The sequence below is a fragment of the Ensifer sp. Root954 genome, assembly GCF_001429005.1.
Lineage (GTDB): Bacteria > Pseudomonadota > Alphaproteobacteria > Rhizobiales > Rhizobiaceae > Ensifer > Ensifer adhaerens.
Map to the genome: position 1 here is coordinate 297,917 of NZ_LMJM01000027.1, position 17,157 is coordinate 315,073.

At 63.1% G+C, this 17,157-nt stretch carries 14 protein-coding genes; 9 read left to right on the forward strand and 5 right to left on the reverse strand.

Features of this window, described 5'->3' with window-relative positions; translation table 11 throughout:
• Position 1 precedes the first annotated feature (1 nt).
• Positions 2-931, reverse strand: coding sequence for a pseudouridine-5'-phosphate glycosidase (locus tag ASE71_RS23320; RefSeq protein ID WP_034794581.1), 930 nt, complete (start codon positions 929-931; stop codon positions 2-4).
• 31 nt (positions 932-962) lie between these two features.
• A complete protein-coding gene (locus ASE71_RS23325) occupies positions 963-1,910 on the reverse strand; it encodes a carbohydrate kinase family protein (RefSeq protein ID WP_060520729.1) in 948 nt (315 codons plus the stop codon).
• A gap of 319 nt (positions 1,911-2,229) precedes the next feature.
• Here ASE71_RS23325 and recA point away from each other — a divergent pair, with 319 nt between their 5' ends.
• The 4 genes from recA to ASE71_RS23345 all read left to right on the forward strand — a co-directional run bounded on the left by recA (position 2,230) and on the right by ASE71_RS23345 (position 8,603).
• The gene (recA, locus tag ASE71_RS23330) at positions 2,230-3,318 is read left to right on the forward strand and encodes a recombinase RecA (RefSeq protein ID WP_060520730.1); all 1,089 of its coding nucleotides are present in this window, start codon (positions 2,230-2,232) and stop codon (positions 3,316-3,318) included.
• A gap of 231 nt (positions 3,319-3,549) precedes the next feature.
• Entirely contained in the window at positions 3,550-6,213 is a 2,664-nt protein-coding gene (gene alaS / locus ASE71_RS23335; RefSeq protein WP_060520731.1) for an alanine--tRNA ligase, read from the forward strand.
• Positions 6,214-6,546: 333 nt separating this feature from the next.
• Entirely contained in the window at positions 6,547-7,398 is an 852-nt protein-coding gene (locus ASE71_RS23340) for an AraC family transcriptional regulator (protein ID WP_060520732.1), read from the forward strand.
• A gap of 209 nt (positions 7,399-7,607) precedes the next feature.
• Positions 7,608-8,603, forward strand: a complete 996-nt coding sequence (locus ASE71_RS23345) for a carbon-nitrogen hydrolase family protein (RefSeq protein ID WP_060520733.1) — start codon at positions 7,608-7,610, stop codon at positions 8,601-8,603.
• A gap of 151 nt (positions 8,604-8,754) precedes the next feature.
• Here ASE71_RS23345 and ASE71_RS23350 read toward each other — a convergent pair whose 3' ends face one another.
• Entirely contained in the window at positions 8,755-9,969 is a 1,215-nt protein-coding gene (locus ASE71_RS23350; protein WP_034794552.1) for an NADP-dependent isocitrate dehydrogenase, read from the reverse strand.
• A 278-nt stretch (positions 9,970-10,247) separates the two neighbouring features.
• Between ASE71_RS23350 and ASE71_RS23355 the strand changes: the two genes are divergently transcribed.
• The 3 genes from ASE71_RS23355 to murI all read left to right on the forward strand — a co-directional run bounded on the left by ASE71_RS23355 (position 10,248) and on the right by murI (position 13,951).
• Positions 10,248-12,224 (forward strand): FUSC family protein, encoded by a 1,977-nt coding sequence (locus ASE71_RS23355; protein WP_060520789.1) that lies wholly within the window; start codon positions 10,248-10,250, stop codon positions 12,222-12,224.
• 64 nt (positions 12,225-12,288) lie between these two features.
• A complete protein-coding gene (locus ASE71_RS23360; RefSeq protein WP_060520734.1) occupies positions 12,289-13,119 on the forward strand; it encodes an RNA methyltransferase in 831 nt (276 codons plus the stop codon).
• The gene (gene murI / locus ASE71_RS23365) at positions 13,106-13,951 is read left to right on the forward strand and encodes a glutamate racemase (RefSeq protein WP_034794546.1); all 846 of its coding nucleotides are present in this window, start codon (positions 13,106-13,108) and stop codon (positions 13,949-13,951) included. Before ASE71_RS23360 ends, murI begins: the two co-directional genes overlap by 14 nt.
• A 37-nt stretch (positions 13,952-13,988) precedes the next feature.
• Here murI and ASE71_RS23370 read toward each other — a convergent pair whose 3' ends face one another.
• Positions 13,989-14,174, reverse strand: coding sequence for a hypothetical protein (locus ASE71_RS23370; protein WP_060520735.1), 186 nt, complete (start codon positions 14,172-14,174; stop codon positions 13,989-13,991).
• 304 nt (positions 14,175-14,478) lie between these two features.
• Between ASE71_RS23370 and ASE71_RS23375 the strand changes: the two genes are divergently transcribed.
• A complete protein-coding gene (locus tag ASE71_RS23375) occupies positions 14,479-15,996 on the forward strand; it encodes an ATP-binding protein (RefSeq protein ID WP_060520736.1) in 1,518 nt (505 codons plus the stop codon).
• Positions 15,997-16,073: 77 nt separating this feature from the next.
• On the opposite strand, the gene ASE71_RS23380 is transcribed toward ASE71_RS23375, so the two are convergent.
• Positions 16,074-16,409, reverse strand: coding sequence for a cupin domain-containing protein (locus tag ASE71_RS23380; RefSeq protein ID WP_034794649.1), 336 nt, complete (start codon positions 16,407-16,409; stop codon positions 16,074-16,076).
• Between the two features lie 117 nt (positions 16,410-16,526).
• Between ASE71_RS23380 and ASE71_RS23385 the strand changes: the two genes are divergently transcribed.
• On the forward strand, positions 16,527-17,054 hold the full coding sequence (locus ASE71_RS23385) for a MarR family winged helix-turn-helix transcriptional regulator (RefSeq protein ID WP_060520737.1): 528 nt from the start codon (positions 16,527-16,529) through the stop codon (positions 17,052-17,054).
• Positions 17,055-17,157 lie beyond the last annotated feature (103 nt).

Genomic DNA, 17,157 nt, shown 5'->3' on the forward strand with positions numbered 1-17,157 from the left:
ATTACTTCACGTTCAGCGCGACGGCGATCTCGCCGGCAAGCCGGGCATTGTTCTCGACCAGCGCGATGTTGGTCTCGAGGCTGCGGCCCTCGGTCATTTCAAAGAGGTTGCTGAGCAGATAGGGCGTGACCGCCTTGCCGGTGATCTCGTCGTTCTCGGCATTGTCGAGCGCGCGGGCGATATAGATTTCCATCTCTTCGCGCGGGATCTCGGCAGCTTCCGGAACCGGATTGGCGACCAGCATGCCGCCTTCGACGCCGAGCAGCTCGCGCATGGTCTGGAAGTTGGCGATCGCGGCCGGGCTGTTCAGCATCAGCGGGCTCTTGAGGCCGCTGTCGCGCGACCAGAAGGCCGGGAAGATTTCGCTGTCATAGGTGACGACCGGAACGCCGCGGGTCTCGAGCACTTCGAGCGTCTTCGGAATGTCGAGGATCGCCTTCGCGCCGGCGCAGACGACGATGACACCCGTGCGGGCGAGTTCATCGAGGTCGGCGGAGATGTCAAAGGAGAGCTCGGCGCCACGGTGCACGCCGCCGATGCCGCCGGTCGCAAAGACGCGGATGCCGGCGCGGGCAGCTGCGATCATCGTCGCGGCGACGGTGGTCGCGCCGGTGCGGCGCTCGGCGATCGCGAAGGCGAGATCGGCGCGCGAGACCTTCATCGCGCCCTGGGTCTTGGCCAGTTCTTCGAGCTTGGCATCGTCAAGGCCGATATGCAGTACGCCATGAATGACGGCGATGGTCGCCGGCACGGCACCCTGTTCGCGGATGATCGCTTCAACGCTGCGGGCCATGTTCAGGTTGCCCGGGTAGGGCATGCCATGGGTGATGATGGTCGATTCCAGCGCCACGATCGGCGCGCCACGCGCCTTGGCGGCTGCGACCTCGTCGGAATATTCCATCGGCAGGAAGGGGGAAGCGGGTTTGGTCATGGTCTTTCCTTGGGAGTTCTGCTGGCAAATGTCATGACAGCATTTGGGGCGCGGGCACAAGGGCCAGCGCCTGTTCGAGATTGGCCGCGGACATCTCTTCGGATGCGGCCAAGGGAGAACGCAACGTTAAACCGGCGGCTGCGATGCCGTGCCGCAGGCAATCGGCGATATCGCGGCCGGCAAGGCGGGCGGAAAGGAAGCCGGAGGCGAGCGCGTCGCCGGCGCCGGTGACGTCGGCAAGGGCGGGCAGGGCCGGCGGCACGACGACACAGGCGCTGTCGCCCTCGAAGGCAACGACCGCACGGCCGCCCCGGGTCACGACGCCTCCGTTGATGCCGAGACCGCGCAACAGGGCCGGCCATTCTTCCGCCTCGGCGGCCTCCTTGCCGGTCAGCGCCCGCGCCTCGGATTCGTTCATGAACAGGAACGAGAGATGCGAGAGGCACGGCCGGTAGCGGATGACCTTGGCCGGCGAAACAGCGATCCCGGCGACGATGCGGCGGTTGCCGGCAGCCGACTGGGCAAGTGCGGCGATCGTTTCTTCCGGCAGGTTGGCGTCGGTCAGCACCAGCTTGCTCGCGGCGATGACCTCGCGGAGCGCCCGCCGCTGCAACTGCCGTGGCGAGAACAGCCGGTAGAGTTCCATGTCGGCAAGCGCAATCACCAGATTGCCGTCGTTTTCGAGGATCGCCGTATAGCTCGGCGTCTGGCGGTCAAGAAAGGTCAGGGGACTGTCGATGACGCCAGCGGCGGCCGCGGCTGCGGTCACCATCTCGCCGGCCGCATCACCGCCGCGGGTGCTGATCATGCGCACGCTGTGGCCAAGCCGCGCCAGGTTGCGCGCGGCATTGAAACCACCGCCGCCCGCTTCTTCGAACCAGCTTCCCGGATTGCTCGACCCGGGCGCTGTCGTTCCCGATATACGGCCGCGCCTGTCGATATGCGCGCCACCGAAAACGGCGATGTCAGCTTGCGTCATGAATGTTCCTCTGCTTGGCCGATCGGCCGAATATCTGTTGGCATCCTGCAATGCCGCGTCGCAAAGCGCCACGCGCCCGACCTGCTCAAAGTCTCATGCGCAGGCGAATCGGCCGAGCCTTGCCGGGCAGGTTCGAAGGGCTTGCGCCAACATTCGAAAACTCTGGTTTCGTTCCGTGAACAAGAATCGAACGTATCGTTGAAAGCTATTGTTTTTCAATGTGTTGTCGCGCTCTTGCAAATACGGAACAAAACATGTACAAAAACTCCTGCGGCGGCTTCATTGCCTCGGTAGCTTCAATAACCTAAAGGTGGACCAAATGGCACAAAACTCTTTGCGGCTCGTAGAGGACAAATCGGTGGATAAAAGCAAGGCACTTGAAGCGGCACTTTCCCAGATCGAACGTTCGTTCGGTAAGGGATCGATCATGAAGCTCGGTGGGAAGGACAGCATCATTGAGATCGAGACGGTTTCGACCGGCTCTCTCAGCCTCGACATCGCGCTCGGCATTGGCGGCCTGCCGAAGGGCCGCATTGTTGAAATTTACGGCCCGGAAAGCTCGGGTAAGACGACGCTGGCGCTGCAGACCGTCGCCGAAGCACAGAAGAAGGACGGCATCTGCGCCTTCGTCGACGCCGAACACGCGCTCGATCCGGTCTATGCCCGCAAGCTCGGCGTCGACCTCGAAAACCTCCTGATCTCGCAGCCCGACACCGGCGAACAGGCGCTTGAGATCACCGACACGCTGGTGCGTTCCGGCGCGATCGACGTGCTGGTCGTCGACTCGGTCGCCGCGCTCGTGCCGCGCGCCGAAATCGAAGGCGAAATGGGCGACAGCCTGCCGGGCATGCAGGCCCGCCTGATGAGCCAGGCGCTGCGCAAGCTGACGGCGTCGATCTCCAAGTCGAACTGCATGGTCATCTTCATCAACCAGATCCGCATGAAGATCGGCGTGATGTTCGGTTCGCCCGAAACCACCACCGGAGGCAACGCGCTGAAGTTCTACGCCTCGGTTCGCCTCGACATCCGCCGCATCGGCTCGGTCAAGGAGCGCGAAGAGGTCGTCGGCAACCAGACCCGCGTCAAGGTCGTCAAGAACAAGATGGCCCCTCCCTTCAAGCAGGTCGAATTCGACATCATGTATGGCGAGGGCGTATCGAAGACCGGCGAACTGGTCGACCTCGGCGTCAAGGCCGGCATCGTCGAAAAGTCGGGCGCCTGGTTCTCCTACAACAGCCAGCGTCTCGGCCAGGGCCGCGAGAACGCCAAGACGTTCCTGCGCGACAATCCGGATCTCGCGCGCGAAATCGAAACGGCGCTGCGCCAGAACGCCGGCCTGATCGCTGATCGGTTCCTCGAGAATGGCGGTCCGGAAGCGGACGACGGTGACGAGCCGCCGGAAGCATAAGCCGCTCGGCCCACTGAGGTTACCAGAAAACCGGTCGTCCCGTGGGCGGCCGGTTTTTTGCTGGCGTCTGGACAGTCGGATATGTGAGCGATAAAAGCCTTTGGTTCCGGCGACCCAGCGCGTTGGAGGGTGCGGTCACCACGGGTGGCCGCAGGGTTTAGGGACGATGGCTTAGTGGCGCGGCGTGGGCCGTACCCGGGCCGGAATCGGTGCTTAAGAATAGGACGCAAGATGAGCGGCGTGAATGAAATCCGGTCGACCTTTCTCGACTATTTCCGCAGGAACGGTCACGAGGTCGTGTCGTCGAGCCCGTTGGTGCCGCGCAATGACCCGACATTGATGTTCACCAATGCCGGCATGGTGCAGTTCAAGAACGTCTTCACCGGCCTGGAGCAGCGCCCCTATTCGACGGCCGTTACGGCGCAGAAGTGCGTTCGCGCCGGCGGCAAGCACAACGACCTCGACAATGTGGGCTACACCGCGCGTCACCACACCTTCTTCGAAATGCTCGGCAACTTCTCCTTCGGCGATTACTTCAAGGAGAACGCGATCGAGCTCGCCTGGAACCTGATCACCAAGGAGTATGGCCTCGACGCCAAGCGCCTGCTGGTCACGGTTTACCACACCGATGACGAGGCCTTCGATCTCTGGAAGAAGATCGCCGGTTTCTCCGACGACCGCATCATCCGCATCCCGACCAGTGACAACTTCTGGGCCATGGGCGATACCGGCCCCTGCGGCCCGTGCTCGGAAATCTTCTACGACCACGGCGACCATATCTGGGGCGGACCTCCGGGCTCGGCCGATGAAGACGGCGACCGCTTCATCGAGATCTGGAACCTCGTCTTCATGCAGTACGAGCAGATCACCAAGGAAGAGCGGGTCAACCTGCCGCGTCCGTCGATCGACACCGGCATGGGCCTCGAGCGTCTCGCAGCCGTGCTGCAGGGCGAACACGACAACTACGACATCGACCTCTTCCGCGCGCTGATCGCCGCATCGGAAGAAGCGACCGGCGTCAAGGCTGAAGGCGACCGTCGCGCCAGCCACCGCGTCATTGCCGACCACCTGCGTTCGTCCGCCTTCCTGATCGCCGACGGCGTGCTGCCGTCGAACGAAGGCCGCGGCTACGTGCTTCGCCGCATCATGCGTCGTGCGATGCGTCACGCGCAGCTGCTGGGCGCCCAGGATCCGTTGATGTGGAAGCTCTTGCCGGCACTCGTCGGCCAGATGGGCCGCGCCTATCCGGAACTGGTGCGCGCCGAAGCGCTGATCTCCGAGACGCTGAAGCTTGAGGAAACCCGTTTCCGCAAGACGCTGGAGCGCGGTCTCAATCTGCTGTCCGACGCATCTGCCGATCTGTCTGAAGGCGACCAGTTCAACGGTGAAACCGCCTTCAAGCTCTACGACACCTACGGCTTCCCGCTCGACCTGACCCAGGACGCGCTGCGCGCCAAGGGCATCACCGTCGATACCGACGCCTTCTCGGTTGCCATGGAGCGCCAGAAGGCCGAAGCCCGCGCCAACTGGGCCGGTTCCGGTGAAGCTGCGACCGAGACCATCTGGTTCGAGATCAAGGAAAAGCACGGCGCGACCGATTTCCTCGGCTATGACACCGAGACCGCCGAGGGCGTGATCCAGGCGATCGTGCGCGATGGCGCTGTCGTAGCAACCGCCGCCAAGGGCGACACCGTCCAGGTGGTGCTCAACCAGACGCCGTTCTACGGCGAATCGGGCGGCCAGATGGGCGATACCGGCACGATCACGACGGAAAGCGGCAAGCTCACCGTCACCGACACGCAGAAGCGCGGCGAGGGGCTCTTCGTCCACTTCGCGACCGTGGCCGAAGGCACGGTCAAGACCGGCGACGCCGCCCAGCTCGACGTCGATCACGCCCGCCGCTCGCGCCTGCGCGCCAACCATTCGGCAACGCACCTCCTGCATGAGGCGCTTCGCGAAGTGCTCGGCACCCACGTGGCCCAGAAGGGCTCGCTGGTAGCGCCGGAACGCCTGCGCTTCGACGTTTCTCATCCGAAGCCGATGACGGCCGAGGAGCTGAAGGTCGTTGAAGAGATGGCCAACGAGATCATCGTCCAGAACACGCCGGTGACCACGCGTCTGATGAGCGTCGATGATGCGATTGCCGAAGGTGCGATGGCGCTCTTCGGCGAGAAGTACGGCGATGAGGTTCGCGTCGTCTCGATGGGCCGCGGCATCCACGGCTCCAAGGCCAACCGCGCTTACTCCGTCGAACTCTGCGGCGGCACGCACGTGTCTGCCACCGGTGACATCGGCCTGGTGCGCGTCGTCTCGGAAAGCGCCGTCGGCGCCGGCGTTCGTCGCCTCGAGGCGCTGACCGGTGAAGCGGCACGCGCTTATCTGAACGAGCAGGACGAGCGCGTGAAGACGCTCGCCAACACGCTGAAGGTTCAGCCGGGCGACGTGCTCGGCCGCGTCGAGGCGCTGCTCGACGAGCGCCGCAAGCTGGAACGCGAGCTGACTGAGGCCAAGAAGAAGCTGGCACTCGGTGGTGGCGGCGAAGCGGGTTCGGCCGATGCCGCCCGCGAAATCGCCGGCGTTCGCTTCCTCGGCAAGGTCGTTTCGGGCGTCGAGCCCAAGGATCTGAAGAGCCTGGCCGATGACGGCAAGAAGAGCCTCGGCTCCGGCGTCGTTGCCTTCGTCGGCGTTTCCGGCGATGGCAAGGCAAGCGCGGTCGTTGCCGTGACCGACGACTTGACCTCGAAGCTCAGCGCCGTTGACCTCGTTCGCGTCGCATCCGCCGCTCTCGGCGGAAAGGGCGGCGGCGGCCGTCCCGACATGGCCCAGGCCGGCGGTCCGGATGGCGACAAGGCGGCCGAAGCGATCGAAGCGGTGGCCGTCGCACTCGCCGGCTGATTGGTACCCGCAGCAGAACAGGAAAAGGGGCGTCCGTTGCGGCGCCCTTTTTGTTTGCATCGGGCAGGGCTTGTGTAGCTTCACGCTCGCGGTCCCGCGAGCCCCCTCCGGTCGTGCGTGTCATACCCCGCCGGATCACCAGCCCACACGAACAGAGCCTCGGCGCCTCGGACGGTCAAACCGAAACGTGATTGCTGGCCAAGGCACCGTTCTGGGGTCCTATATCGCGGAAGGCTCGTACAAATCTCAGTCGAAGCACGCCCGCAACTCCGCAGGATTTGTCAAATTGATCTATGGTCTACCCATCCGTGAGCAAAGCGCGAAAGGTTGGACATGGAAGAGCGGGTAGCGTGGGCGACCTATGAACGGCGTCTGCACCGGGTCAGCGACTACATCTACGGTCATCTCGACGGCGATCTCGACCTCGATCGCCTTTCCGAGATTGCCTGTCTGTCGCCGCACCATTGGCACCGGATCTACCGGGCCGTTCACGGCGAGACGCTGGCAGGAACGGTGAAGCGGCTGCGGCTGCAGCGGGCAGCGGCCGATCTCGCCCAGACCGATCTTCCTGTCGAAACGATCGCGCAGCGCTCTGGCTATCCCAATCTGCAATCCTTCAACCGCACCTTCAAGGCCGCCTATGGGCTGCCGCCGGCGCGATACCGCAAGGAGGGGAGCCATGTCGCCTTTGAAACCGCTTCAACGGAAGGAATTCCAGACATGTATGAAGTCACCCTGAAGGACGTCGAAGCCTTCGACCTCGTCGGCGTCGCCCACACCGGCTCCTATATGGAGATCGGCAAGGCGTTCGAGACGCTCTATGGCACCCTCTTTTCACGGCAATTGTTCCGGCCGGACATGGAGATGATCGGCATCTACCTAGACGATCCGGAACTGGTGCCCGCGGAAAAACTGCGCTCCTTTGCCTGCGTCAGCGCGCGCGGACCGATGCCGGCGGAGGCGCCGTTAATCCCGCAGCATCTCGACGGCGGCCGCTATGCGGTGCTTCGCCACAAAGGCCCTTACGCGGATATGCCGAAGGCCTACCAATGGCTCTACGGCACATGGCTGCCGCAGTCCGGCCGCGATATCCGCGACAGCCTGATGTTCGAGAAATATCTCAACAATCCCCGCGAAGTTGCGCCGACCGAACTCTTGAGCGAGATCTATCTGCCTTTGAAGTGACCGACACCCGAGCACACACCCGCAATTGACGAATCAGTGTCCGAGCGGCACCTTTTGGTTCGGCGTGGCCTGCGCCGAACCTCCAAAGATCGTCCCCAGCACGATCCTTTCACGGAGGCAAAGGGGCTTCAGTCTCGGGTCGCAATCTCGGTCCCACCGTTTCGGGTCCGGTTGCTGGGGAACTTGCCCGAGACGCGAAAGGCCCTGTGATGACTGAAAACCGAAATTTCAAACGGCGTGTTCGCGCCCGTGCCGCCAATTCCGGCGAATCCTATACAACTGCACTCATGCATCTTCGCCAGGCTTCGGCGGAAGACTTGGTGGCGCAACCAAGATTGCTGCGTCTGGCCGTGGCGCAATCCGGCTATTTCGACGATCCCCGCGATGCGGCGGCACTTCACCATGCCGGCGAAGGGATCCGACACCTGATGCGGGAGGCGCATCGGGCCGGCGCGCGGGTGCTGCATTTCCCCGAGGGCGCGACGTGCTTTCCGAACAAGCGCATCATGTCGACGATCGGTCCGCGCGAAATAGGCCCGTCCGATTGGCGCCGTTTCGAGTGGACGGTTCTGCGCAAGGAGCTTGATGCCATACGGACGTTGGCGCGGGACCTCGGGCTATGGACGGTCCTTGGATCCGTTCACAAGCTCACCGAACCGCATCGCCCGCACAACAGCCTCTATGTGATCTCGGATAAGGGGGCGGTCGCGACACGCTACGATGAGCGCATGCTGTCGAACACCAAGGTCTCGTTCATGTACACGCCCGGAACGATCCCTTTGACGTTCGAGGTCGACGGCGTCCGCTTCGGCTGCGCGCTCGGCATCGAGTGCCACTTTCCCGAGATTTTCGGCGAATACGAACAGCTGAACGTCGATTGCGTGCTGTTTTCGACCTCCGGCGGCGCTCTGGCGAACGACATTGCCTTTGCCGCCGAGGTGCAGGGGCATGCTTCGATCAATCGCTATTGGGCGAGTTTTGCGGTTCTCGCGCAGCCCGGCCTGACGGCTCCTTCAGGGATTGTTTCGCCCGACGGGCAATGGGCGGTCCGATGCAGCGGGGATGGACCATCGATCGTCGTGGCGGATATCGGCAGGGACCCCGTCGATCCGGCCCGGCCATGGCGCCGGAGCGCGAGAGGCGGGATCTACGACCCACATATCGTCAGCGACGATCCGCGCAGCAGCAGCCGCGACATGTTCTAGCAGTCGCTGCCGGTAGCATGGCCGCGCTCGCCTTGAAGTCGTGCGAGTACCGGCTGCAGTCCGGCGCCGATCCGCGTTCCGGAATTTTGATCGGTCCAAAAAAGAAACCCGGCGCGAGGCTGGGTTTCGTTGTCTCTTCGACTGGAGCCTATCAGGCAGCCATGGCCTTCTGCAGGTTCTCGTCGATCTTGTCGAGGAAGCCGGTGGTCGAGAGCCACGGCTGATCGGGACCGATGAGGAGCGCCAGGTCCTTGGTCATGAAGCCGGCTTCGACGGTGTCGACGCAGACCTTCTCAAGCGTTTCGGAGAACTTTGCGAGTTCGGCGTTGCCGTCGAGCTTGGCGCGATGAGCGAGACCACGGGTCCAGGCAAAGATCGAGGCGATCGAGTTGGTCGAGGTTTCTTCGCCCTTCTGGTGCTGGCGGTAGTGGCGGGTAACCGTGCCGTGCGCGGCTTCGGCTTCGACCGTCTTGCCATCCGGCGTCATCAGAACCGAAGTCATCAGGCCGAGCGAGCCGAAGCCCTGGGCGACGATGTCCGACTGCACGTCGCCGTCGTAGTTCTTGCACGCCCAGACGTAGCCGCCGGACCACTTCAGGGCCGAAGCGACCATGTCGTCGATCAGGCGGTGTTCGTACCAGATCTTCAGTTCCTTGAACTTCTCGGCGAATTCGGCGTCGAACACCTGCTGGAAGATGTCCTTGAAGCGACCGTCATAGACCTTGAGGATGGTGTTCTTGGTCGACAGGTACACCGGAACCTTGCGCTGGATACCGTAGTTGAACGACGCGCGCGCGAATTCGGTGATCGAATCGTCCAGGTTGTACATACCCATGGCAACGCCGGCCGACGGTGCGTCGAAGACGTCGTATTCGATTTCCTTGCCGTCTTCACCGACGAACTTCATCGTCAGCTTGCCCTTGCCCGGGAACTTGAAGTCGGTGGCGCGGTACTGGTCGCCGAAGGCGTGACGGCCGACGATGATCGGCTTGGTCCAGCCCGGAACCAGGCGCGGAACGTTCTTGCAGATGATCGGCTCGCGGAAGATGACGCCGCCGAGGATGTTGCGGATCGTGCCGTTCGGCGACTTCCACATCTTCTTCAGCTTGAACTCCTCGACGCGGGCTTCATCCGGCGTGATCGTGGCGCACTTGACGCCGACGCCGTGCTTCTTGATCGCGTTGGCGGCGTCGATCGTTACCTGGTCTTCAGTAGCATCGCGGTTTTCGACGCTGAGGTCGTAATATTCCAGATCGACGTCGAGGTAGGGATGGATCAGCTTGTCCTTGATGAACTGCCAGATGATGCGGGTCATCTCATCGCCGTCGAGTTCGACGACCGGATTGGCGACCTTGATCTTTGCCATGAATATGCCTCGTAGCTTATGCGGGACAGCGGGAGCGATGTCCCTTCCTCTCTGAAAAATCCTGTGCCCTATAGCACTCAGAACCGACAAGGCAAAGCATGCTTGGCTGAAACTTTGGATGGAGGTGGAGACGGACCTCGGACGGCTCTTCGCCACCGCTTTTCGACGCCTGCTTTCGTCGCGCCGGCCTTGCAAAGATCGCATCTGCCGCTATGCAGGAAGAACCGGCGAAGGCGGCGCGCGTCCACAGGCGGCCGCGGGACAGGCAAAGGCTTCCGATGGCACTTCGTTCCCGTATGCGCGATTGGCTTCTTGCCAACGATCCGGCCTTCTCCCGCCTGCGGCAGGCCTCGCGCATCACCGCGACGATCGTCGTTTCCATCCTGCTGCTGATGGCGTTTCATTACCTCGTCGCACCGCTGCCGCCGGCCGCCTTCGGGCTTGCGGCGTCGCTGTCGATCGAAGGGGGACTGGCGGTGCGCGATCGCACCATTGCCGGCCAGCGGCTCACCCGCATCATCGCCGTCCTCGTCGGCGTTTCGATGGTGGGGCTTGCGTCGGTTCTCGAGAATCACCGCTACGTTTCCGACGTCGTCTTCCTGCTGATCATCTTTCTCGCGGTCTATGGCCGCTCCTTCGGCCCCCGCGGTTTTGCCGTCGGCATGTTCGCCTTCATGTCCTATTTCACCGGCGCCTATCTGAGGCCCACGCTCGACCAGTTGCCAGCCCTGTTCTTCGGAGCGGCCGTCTCGGCCACCGTCGCGCATCTCGTCCGCACGCGGCTGTTGCCGGATGATCGCTATCGCGACCTCCTGCGCGCCACCGCAAGCGTGCAGCGTCGCGTAGACCAGATGCTGCTGCAACTGGCGGAGATCGCCCGCAAGCCCGTTCTGTCACCGGCCGATCGTCGTCAGCTGCATGCGGCCGAAGAGCGGCTGAAGGAAGCGGTGCTGATGGCGGAAAGCTTCATTCCGACGGAAAACCGGCGGCCGGAACCGCAGCCCGGCCTTACGACCTCCGACCTCGTCATCAACCTCTTCGACCTGCATCTTGCGGCCGAAAGCGTGATGGTCGTCAGCTTCCAATCGATGCCGCCGCCGGCACTGGTGGAGGCGATGGTGGCGCGCGACGGCGGACGGATCGACGCGGAGATCGCGCGGCTCGGCGATGCCGCTCCGCGCCGCGAAGAAACGGTGAAGGCGCTGCTGTGGCTGCGCAACGTCCGGCAAAGGCTCGCCCGAAGCCTTGCAAAGCTGACGCCGGCCGATCTGGAAGAGCCGCCACTGCACTTGAGCGGCGTTGCCGCCCGCTGGAGGCCGTCGCTGAACGATCCCGCCTTGAAGGCGGCGATCCAGATCACGCTCGCTTCGGGCATCGCCATGGTGTTCGGGTTGATGCTGTCGCGGGAGCGTTGGTTCTGGGCGGTGCTTGCGGCGTTTCTCGTCTTCACCAACACGCGCTCGCGTGGCGATACGGCGGTCAAGGCGCTGCAGCGCTCGGCCGGCACACTGTTTGGCATTGTGGTCGGCATCATCGTCGGCACGCTGGTAGCCGGCAATATCTACCTGGTGCTGCCGCTCAGCGCACTTTGCGTCTTTCTCGCCTTCTATTTCCTCGCCGTCTCCTATGCGACGATGACCTTCTTCATCTCCGTCGTTCTGTCGCTGGTCTATAGCCTGATGGGCGTGCTGAGCCCGCATCTGCTGCAACTGCGCCTGGAGGAAACCATGATCGGCTCGATCGCCGGTGCGGCGGTCGCCTTCGTCGTGTTTCCGACGCGCACCCGCACGACGCTCGATGCCGCCGTCGCAACCTGGTGCGACGAACTCAAGGGCCTGCTGCAGGCGGCGCGGGACGGGGCATCGGGTCTGGTGCTCATTACCCGCTCGCAGGCGCTCGACCGCGCCTATCGTGACCTGGCCGCCGCCGCAAAGCCGCTCGGGCTTCCCTGGCAGTTGGTGACGCGTCCCGGTCATGTGCGCCAGGCGCTGGCGATCTTCATGGCCTGCACCTACTGGGCACGGGTTTTCGCGCGGCGTGTCGGCACGGATGCGGCGCTGGAAGGAACCGATTTCAAGGCGGACATCGACGCCAATCTCGCGCTCGTCCAGACGGTGCGCGACAAGGCCTCGGCCTATTTCTACCAGGTCGGCCGGATCGGTGCGCCGGTCGATCGCCACCTGCCGATTTCGAAGGACGATGCGGAGCTTGGTCTGGAAATGATCGGGGTGTCTCTCAACCGGCTTCATTTGTAGTGGACTTTAATTTCGCCCGCATTTGTGCAAGGGAAACGCCGAACGAAAGGCGAAGGCTAAGGAAATGGCAGGAACGAACAGCGAGCGCGAACTTCTGGCGGAAGGACCGGCGATCATTCTCGCCTATCCGCAGCTCGGCGAAAACATCGGTATGGTCGCCCGCGCGATGGCGAATTTCGGCCTGGCGGAGCTTCGGCTCGTCAATCCGCGCGACGGCTGGCCGAGCGAAAAGGCACGATCAGCCGCAAGCCGTGCCGACCACGTGATCGACGCTGCCAAGCTCTATGGTTCGGTCGAAGAGGCGATCGCCGATCTCAATTTCGTCTATGCCACGACCGCCCGCGACCGCGATGGCTACAAGCCGGTGCGTTCGCCGATCGTCGCGGCGCGCACGCTCCGTCAGCGCTTCCAGACCGGAGAGAAAACCGGCATCCTGTTCGGACGCGAGCGCACGGGCCTCACCAACGAAGAGGTGGCTCTGGCCGACGAGATCGTGACCTTTCCGGTCAATCCCGCTTTCGCCTCGCTCAATCTCGCCCAGGCCGTGCTTCTGATGTCCTATGAGTGGCTGAAGACCGGCATGGAGTCTGAGGACCAGACCTCGTTCCAGGCGATCGAGCAGCGGCCGGCGACCAAGGAACACCTGCAGGGTCTGTTCGAGCATGTCGAGGAAGCGCTTGAGGCGCGCAACTACTTCCGTTCCGCCGACAAAAAGCCGAAATTGGTCGAGAACCTGCGCGCGGTTCTGACCAGGCCGTCCTTTACCGAATCCGAAATCCAGGTGCTGCGCGGCGTCATTTCTTCGCTCGACCGGTTCACGCGGGAAAACCCGCGCGGCTCCGGCGCTCCGGGTGAACACAGCAGGAAAGCGCGAGACAAAGGTGACAGCGAGTGAACTGAAACCCATCCTCGTCTTCGACAGCGGCATCGGTGGCTTGACCGTGCTGCGTGAGGCGAGGGTGCTGATGCCCGAGCGGCATTTCATCTATGTCGCCGACGATGCCGGCTTTCCCTATGGCGGCTGGGAAGAGGCGGCGCTGAAAGAGCGCGTGATCGCGCTCTTCGGCCGGCTGCTTTCCGAGCATGATCCGGAAATCTGCGTGATCGCCTGCAACACCGCCTTCACGCTGGTCGGCGCCGATCTGCGCGCGGCCTTTCCTCAGATGACCTTTGTGGGCACGGTGCCCGCGATCAAGCCGGCGGCAGAGCGCACACGCTCCGGCCTTGTTTCGGTGCTGGCGACCCCGGGTACCGTCAAGCGGGCCTATACGCGCGATCTCATCCAGTCCTTCGCCAGCCAATGCCATGTGCGGCTCGTCGGCTCCGAAAACCTCGCCAAGATGGCGGAGGCCTATATCCGCGGCGAGAAACTGGACGACGAAACGGTACTAGCCGAGATCGCACCGTGTTTCGTCGAGATGGACGGCAGGAAGACCGATATCGTCGTGCTTGCCTGCACCCACTATCCCTTCATGGCGAACGTCTTCCGCAGGCTGGCACCCTGGCCGGTCGATTGGCTGGATCCGGCGGAAGCGATTGCCAGACGGGCGCGCTCGCTCGTGCCGCAGCCAAACGGCTTCGAGCCGCTGAACGGCCAGGACCCGGCGATCTTCACCTCCGGCAAACCGGATTTCGCCACGCGGCGGCTGATGCAGGGCTTTGGCCTGACGGTGGCACTTGATGCCATCGGGGAAAAGCGAGCAGGGCATGCCGAAGCGATCGGGTAGTGCCCCGTTCATGCGTTCCTATGGCCGGCACGGTGCTTTAAAGGAAGATCGCCAGCAACAGGCCGATCAGAACAGCTAGCACGCAGGCGGCGCGAAAGCGTATGCGGCTGGCGCGTTCGGCGTCGTCTTTCGAGGCGACCCGTTGCGTGTCCTTGTAAGCATCGCGCATACGGCGATCGAGATTGTTCAGTTCCATCTGCTGCGCTGTTTCGTGGTGCTGCATTCCTGCCCCGGCAAATCGCTTCGACCAAATCGCATATGGGCGTCCGTGCCTTCTCGCAAAAGTACGACATTCAACTTTATATTGTGACCGCCAGATTCTACATCTGGTTCTTTTCCGAGGAGACTTTCCAAAGCGTATTCCCTGTGGGTTATGTGCGCCGACGGCAGGATTTCCGGGAAATCCGTGCTAGGTGTCGCCCGATAGGCGGTCTCCGCGTGATCGCGAATCAATCAAGAGTATTCAGGCACAGTGCGCAACGGTATCGCATCCGGACCTGCGTAAGATTTAACATGACGAGGTGGAAATGAAGGTCGGCATCGACATGGGAGCGACGTCCGAAGGGACATCGGCCTCGCTCGATATCGAGGAGCTTCTGGCCACCCGTCTCTTGGTGCAGGGCAATTCCGGTTCGGGCAAGTCGCATCTGTTGCGCCGGCTGCTGGAACAGTCCGCGCCATGGGTGCAGCAGTGCATCATCGATCCCGAGGGTGATTTCGTCACGCTCGCCGACAAGTTCGGCCATGTGGTGGTCGAGGGTGAACGCACCGACGCCGAGCTGATCGGCATTGCCAACCGCATTCGCCAGCATCGTGTTTCCTGCGTGCTCTCGCTTGAAGGTCTCGATATCGAGCAGCAGATGCGCAATGCCGGCGTGTTCCTGAACGCCATGTTCGATGCGGATCGCGAGTTCTGGTATCCGGTGCTGGTCGTCGTCGACGAGGCGCAGATGTTTGCGCCGTCGGTTGCCGGCGACGTCACCGAAGAGGTGCGCAAGATTTCGCTCGGCGCCATGACCAACCTGATGTGCCGCGGCCGCAAACGCGGCCTTGCCGGAGTGATCGCCACGCAGCGCCTGGCAAAGCTCGCCAAGAACGTGGCGGCGGAAGCCTCGAACTTCCTGATGGGCCGCACCTTCCTCGACATCGACATGCTGCGCGCAGCCGATCTGCTCGGTATGGACCGGCGCACGGCGGAAATGTTCCGCGACCTCAAGCGCGGTTCCTTCGTCGCGCTTGGCCCGGCGCTGTCGCGCCGGCCGCTCAAGGTGACGATCGGCGCGGTCGAGACCTCGGCGCGCTCGACGAGCCCGAAGCTGATGCCGCTGCCGGAAGCGCCGCAGGACGTCGAGGATCTGATCTTCACGCCGGATCCGGAGGAGCTGACGCGGCCCATCATGCGCCGCGCCGTTGCGCCGCCGCGCCCGACGACCGACATCCTGGCCGAGCTGTCCCGCCCGCGGCCCGAGCCTGCCGCGCCGGTCGAGGCAAGGCAGGCGCAGCCGGAACTTTCCGCCGAGGAAAAAGAGAGCCTGCTCGACAGCGTCTTTGTCGAAATCCTCAGCAATCCGGAAGCAGCCTTCCGCCCCGATGCAGAACTGTTCCAGGATTTTCTGGTGCGATGCCGCATTCGCCGGCTGCCATCCGGTGCAGCCCTGTCGCTGAGCGCCTTCCGCCGCAAGATGGCCGTCGCGCGCTCCGGCATCGACGCGGAGACGGCGGCAACGGAAACCTGGGCGCAGGCCTTGCAGCTTGCCGATCGCGTTACCGAGGACTTGCAAGCCGTGTTCCTGATGATGGCGCAGGCGGCCGTCCGCAGCCTGCCGTGCCCTTCCGACGCGATGATCGCGCGCGCCTATGGCACGCACTCCGCAAGGCGGGCCCGCCGTCTGCTCGGCTACTTCGAGGAGCATGGGTTGATCGTCATCCATGCGGATTTTGCCGGAAAGCGCATCGTCGCGTTCCCGGACCTTGGCAGCGAGACCGCTCCAGGCGACGCCAACGGGCCGGATGTGACGGCTGCGGCTGCCGCTGCGGCGGAGTGAACCTCGACCTTTCGCGTAAAGGCATCAGCTATTCCGACCACGCTCAGACGGCGCTGGCGCGTTACGGTGTCGTGGCGTCAGACCCATTCCTGGATAACGTGATCGGACGCGTGGATGCAGGTCATCTGCAGGCGGCCGGTGCCGGTATTGACGAAGCGGTGCGGCGTCTCCGGATCGACGACGATGATATCGCCGGCCTTACCCATGATCTTCTGCTCTCCGACGGTGAACTCCGCTTCGCCCGAGTGCACGATCCATGTTTCCGGATAGGGATGAACGTGAAGGGCGGGCCCCTGGCCAGGCTCGGCATCCATCAGGAACAGCGAGATCGGCGTGCCGAATTGCCCACCTTCAAACAGGATCGTGCGGTTTGGGCTCTGCTTCTGTTCTGTAAGGGGAATGACATGAAACATGCTGGCCTCCATCGTCGTCCGGGTTGGCTTCCCAATGGGAATGAATTATCTTCACGAGAAGATATTATCCGAAACTATCTTCTCGTAAAGATATATTGACCGATGCCGAGGTGAACGATGCAGAATGAGAATGAGGGAAGGGACCATGTGGACCGTCTGCAAGCGCAGTGGGCGGCCGAACTGCCCGACCTGAATACCGAGCCTATGGCCATCCTCGGGCGCGCCTACCGGCTTTCCAATCTGGTGCGCCCCTCGATCGAGGAGACCTTCGCCTCTTTCGGCATCGACCGCGGCGAGTTCGACGTGATCTCGACGCTGCGGCGATCCGGCCCGCCTTACCGGCTGACGCCGACGGATCTCTATACGCTGCTGATGATTTCGTCCGGTGGACTGACGCACCGGCTCGACCGGCTGCAGAAGGCAGGATTGATCCAGCGGGAACGCTCGGCGTCCGACGGCCGCAGCAGCGTCGTCGGGCTGACGGAAAAGGGAATAGCCCTTGCGGAAACCGCCTTTCGCGCCGACATGGCGAGCGAGTCGCGCTACCTCGAGGTGCTGAACAAGCAAGACCGCACGGCGCTGGCGGCGCTCCTCAGGAAACTGCTGATTTCGTTGGAGCAAGCGCCACCGAGTGATCCGGCCTGATCAACGGCTGTTTGTCACGATTTCGTTTGACAACAGGAGCCGGACCCACTAAAGCCGCCCCAACGCCGGGCAGAAATGTCCGGTGTTTCATTTGACATGTCCC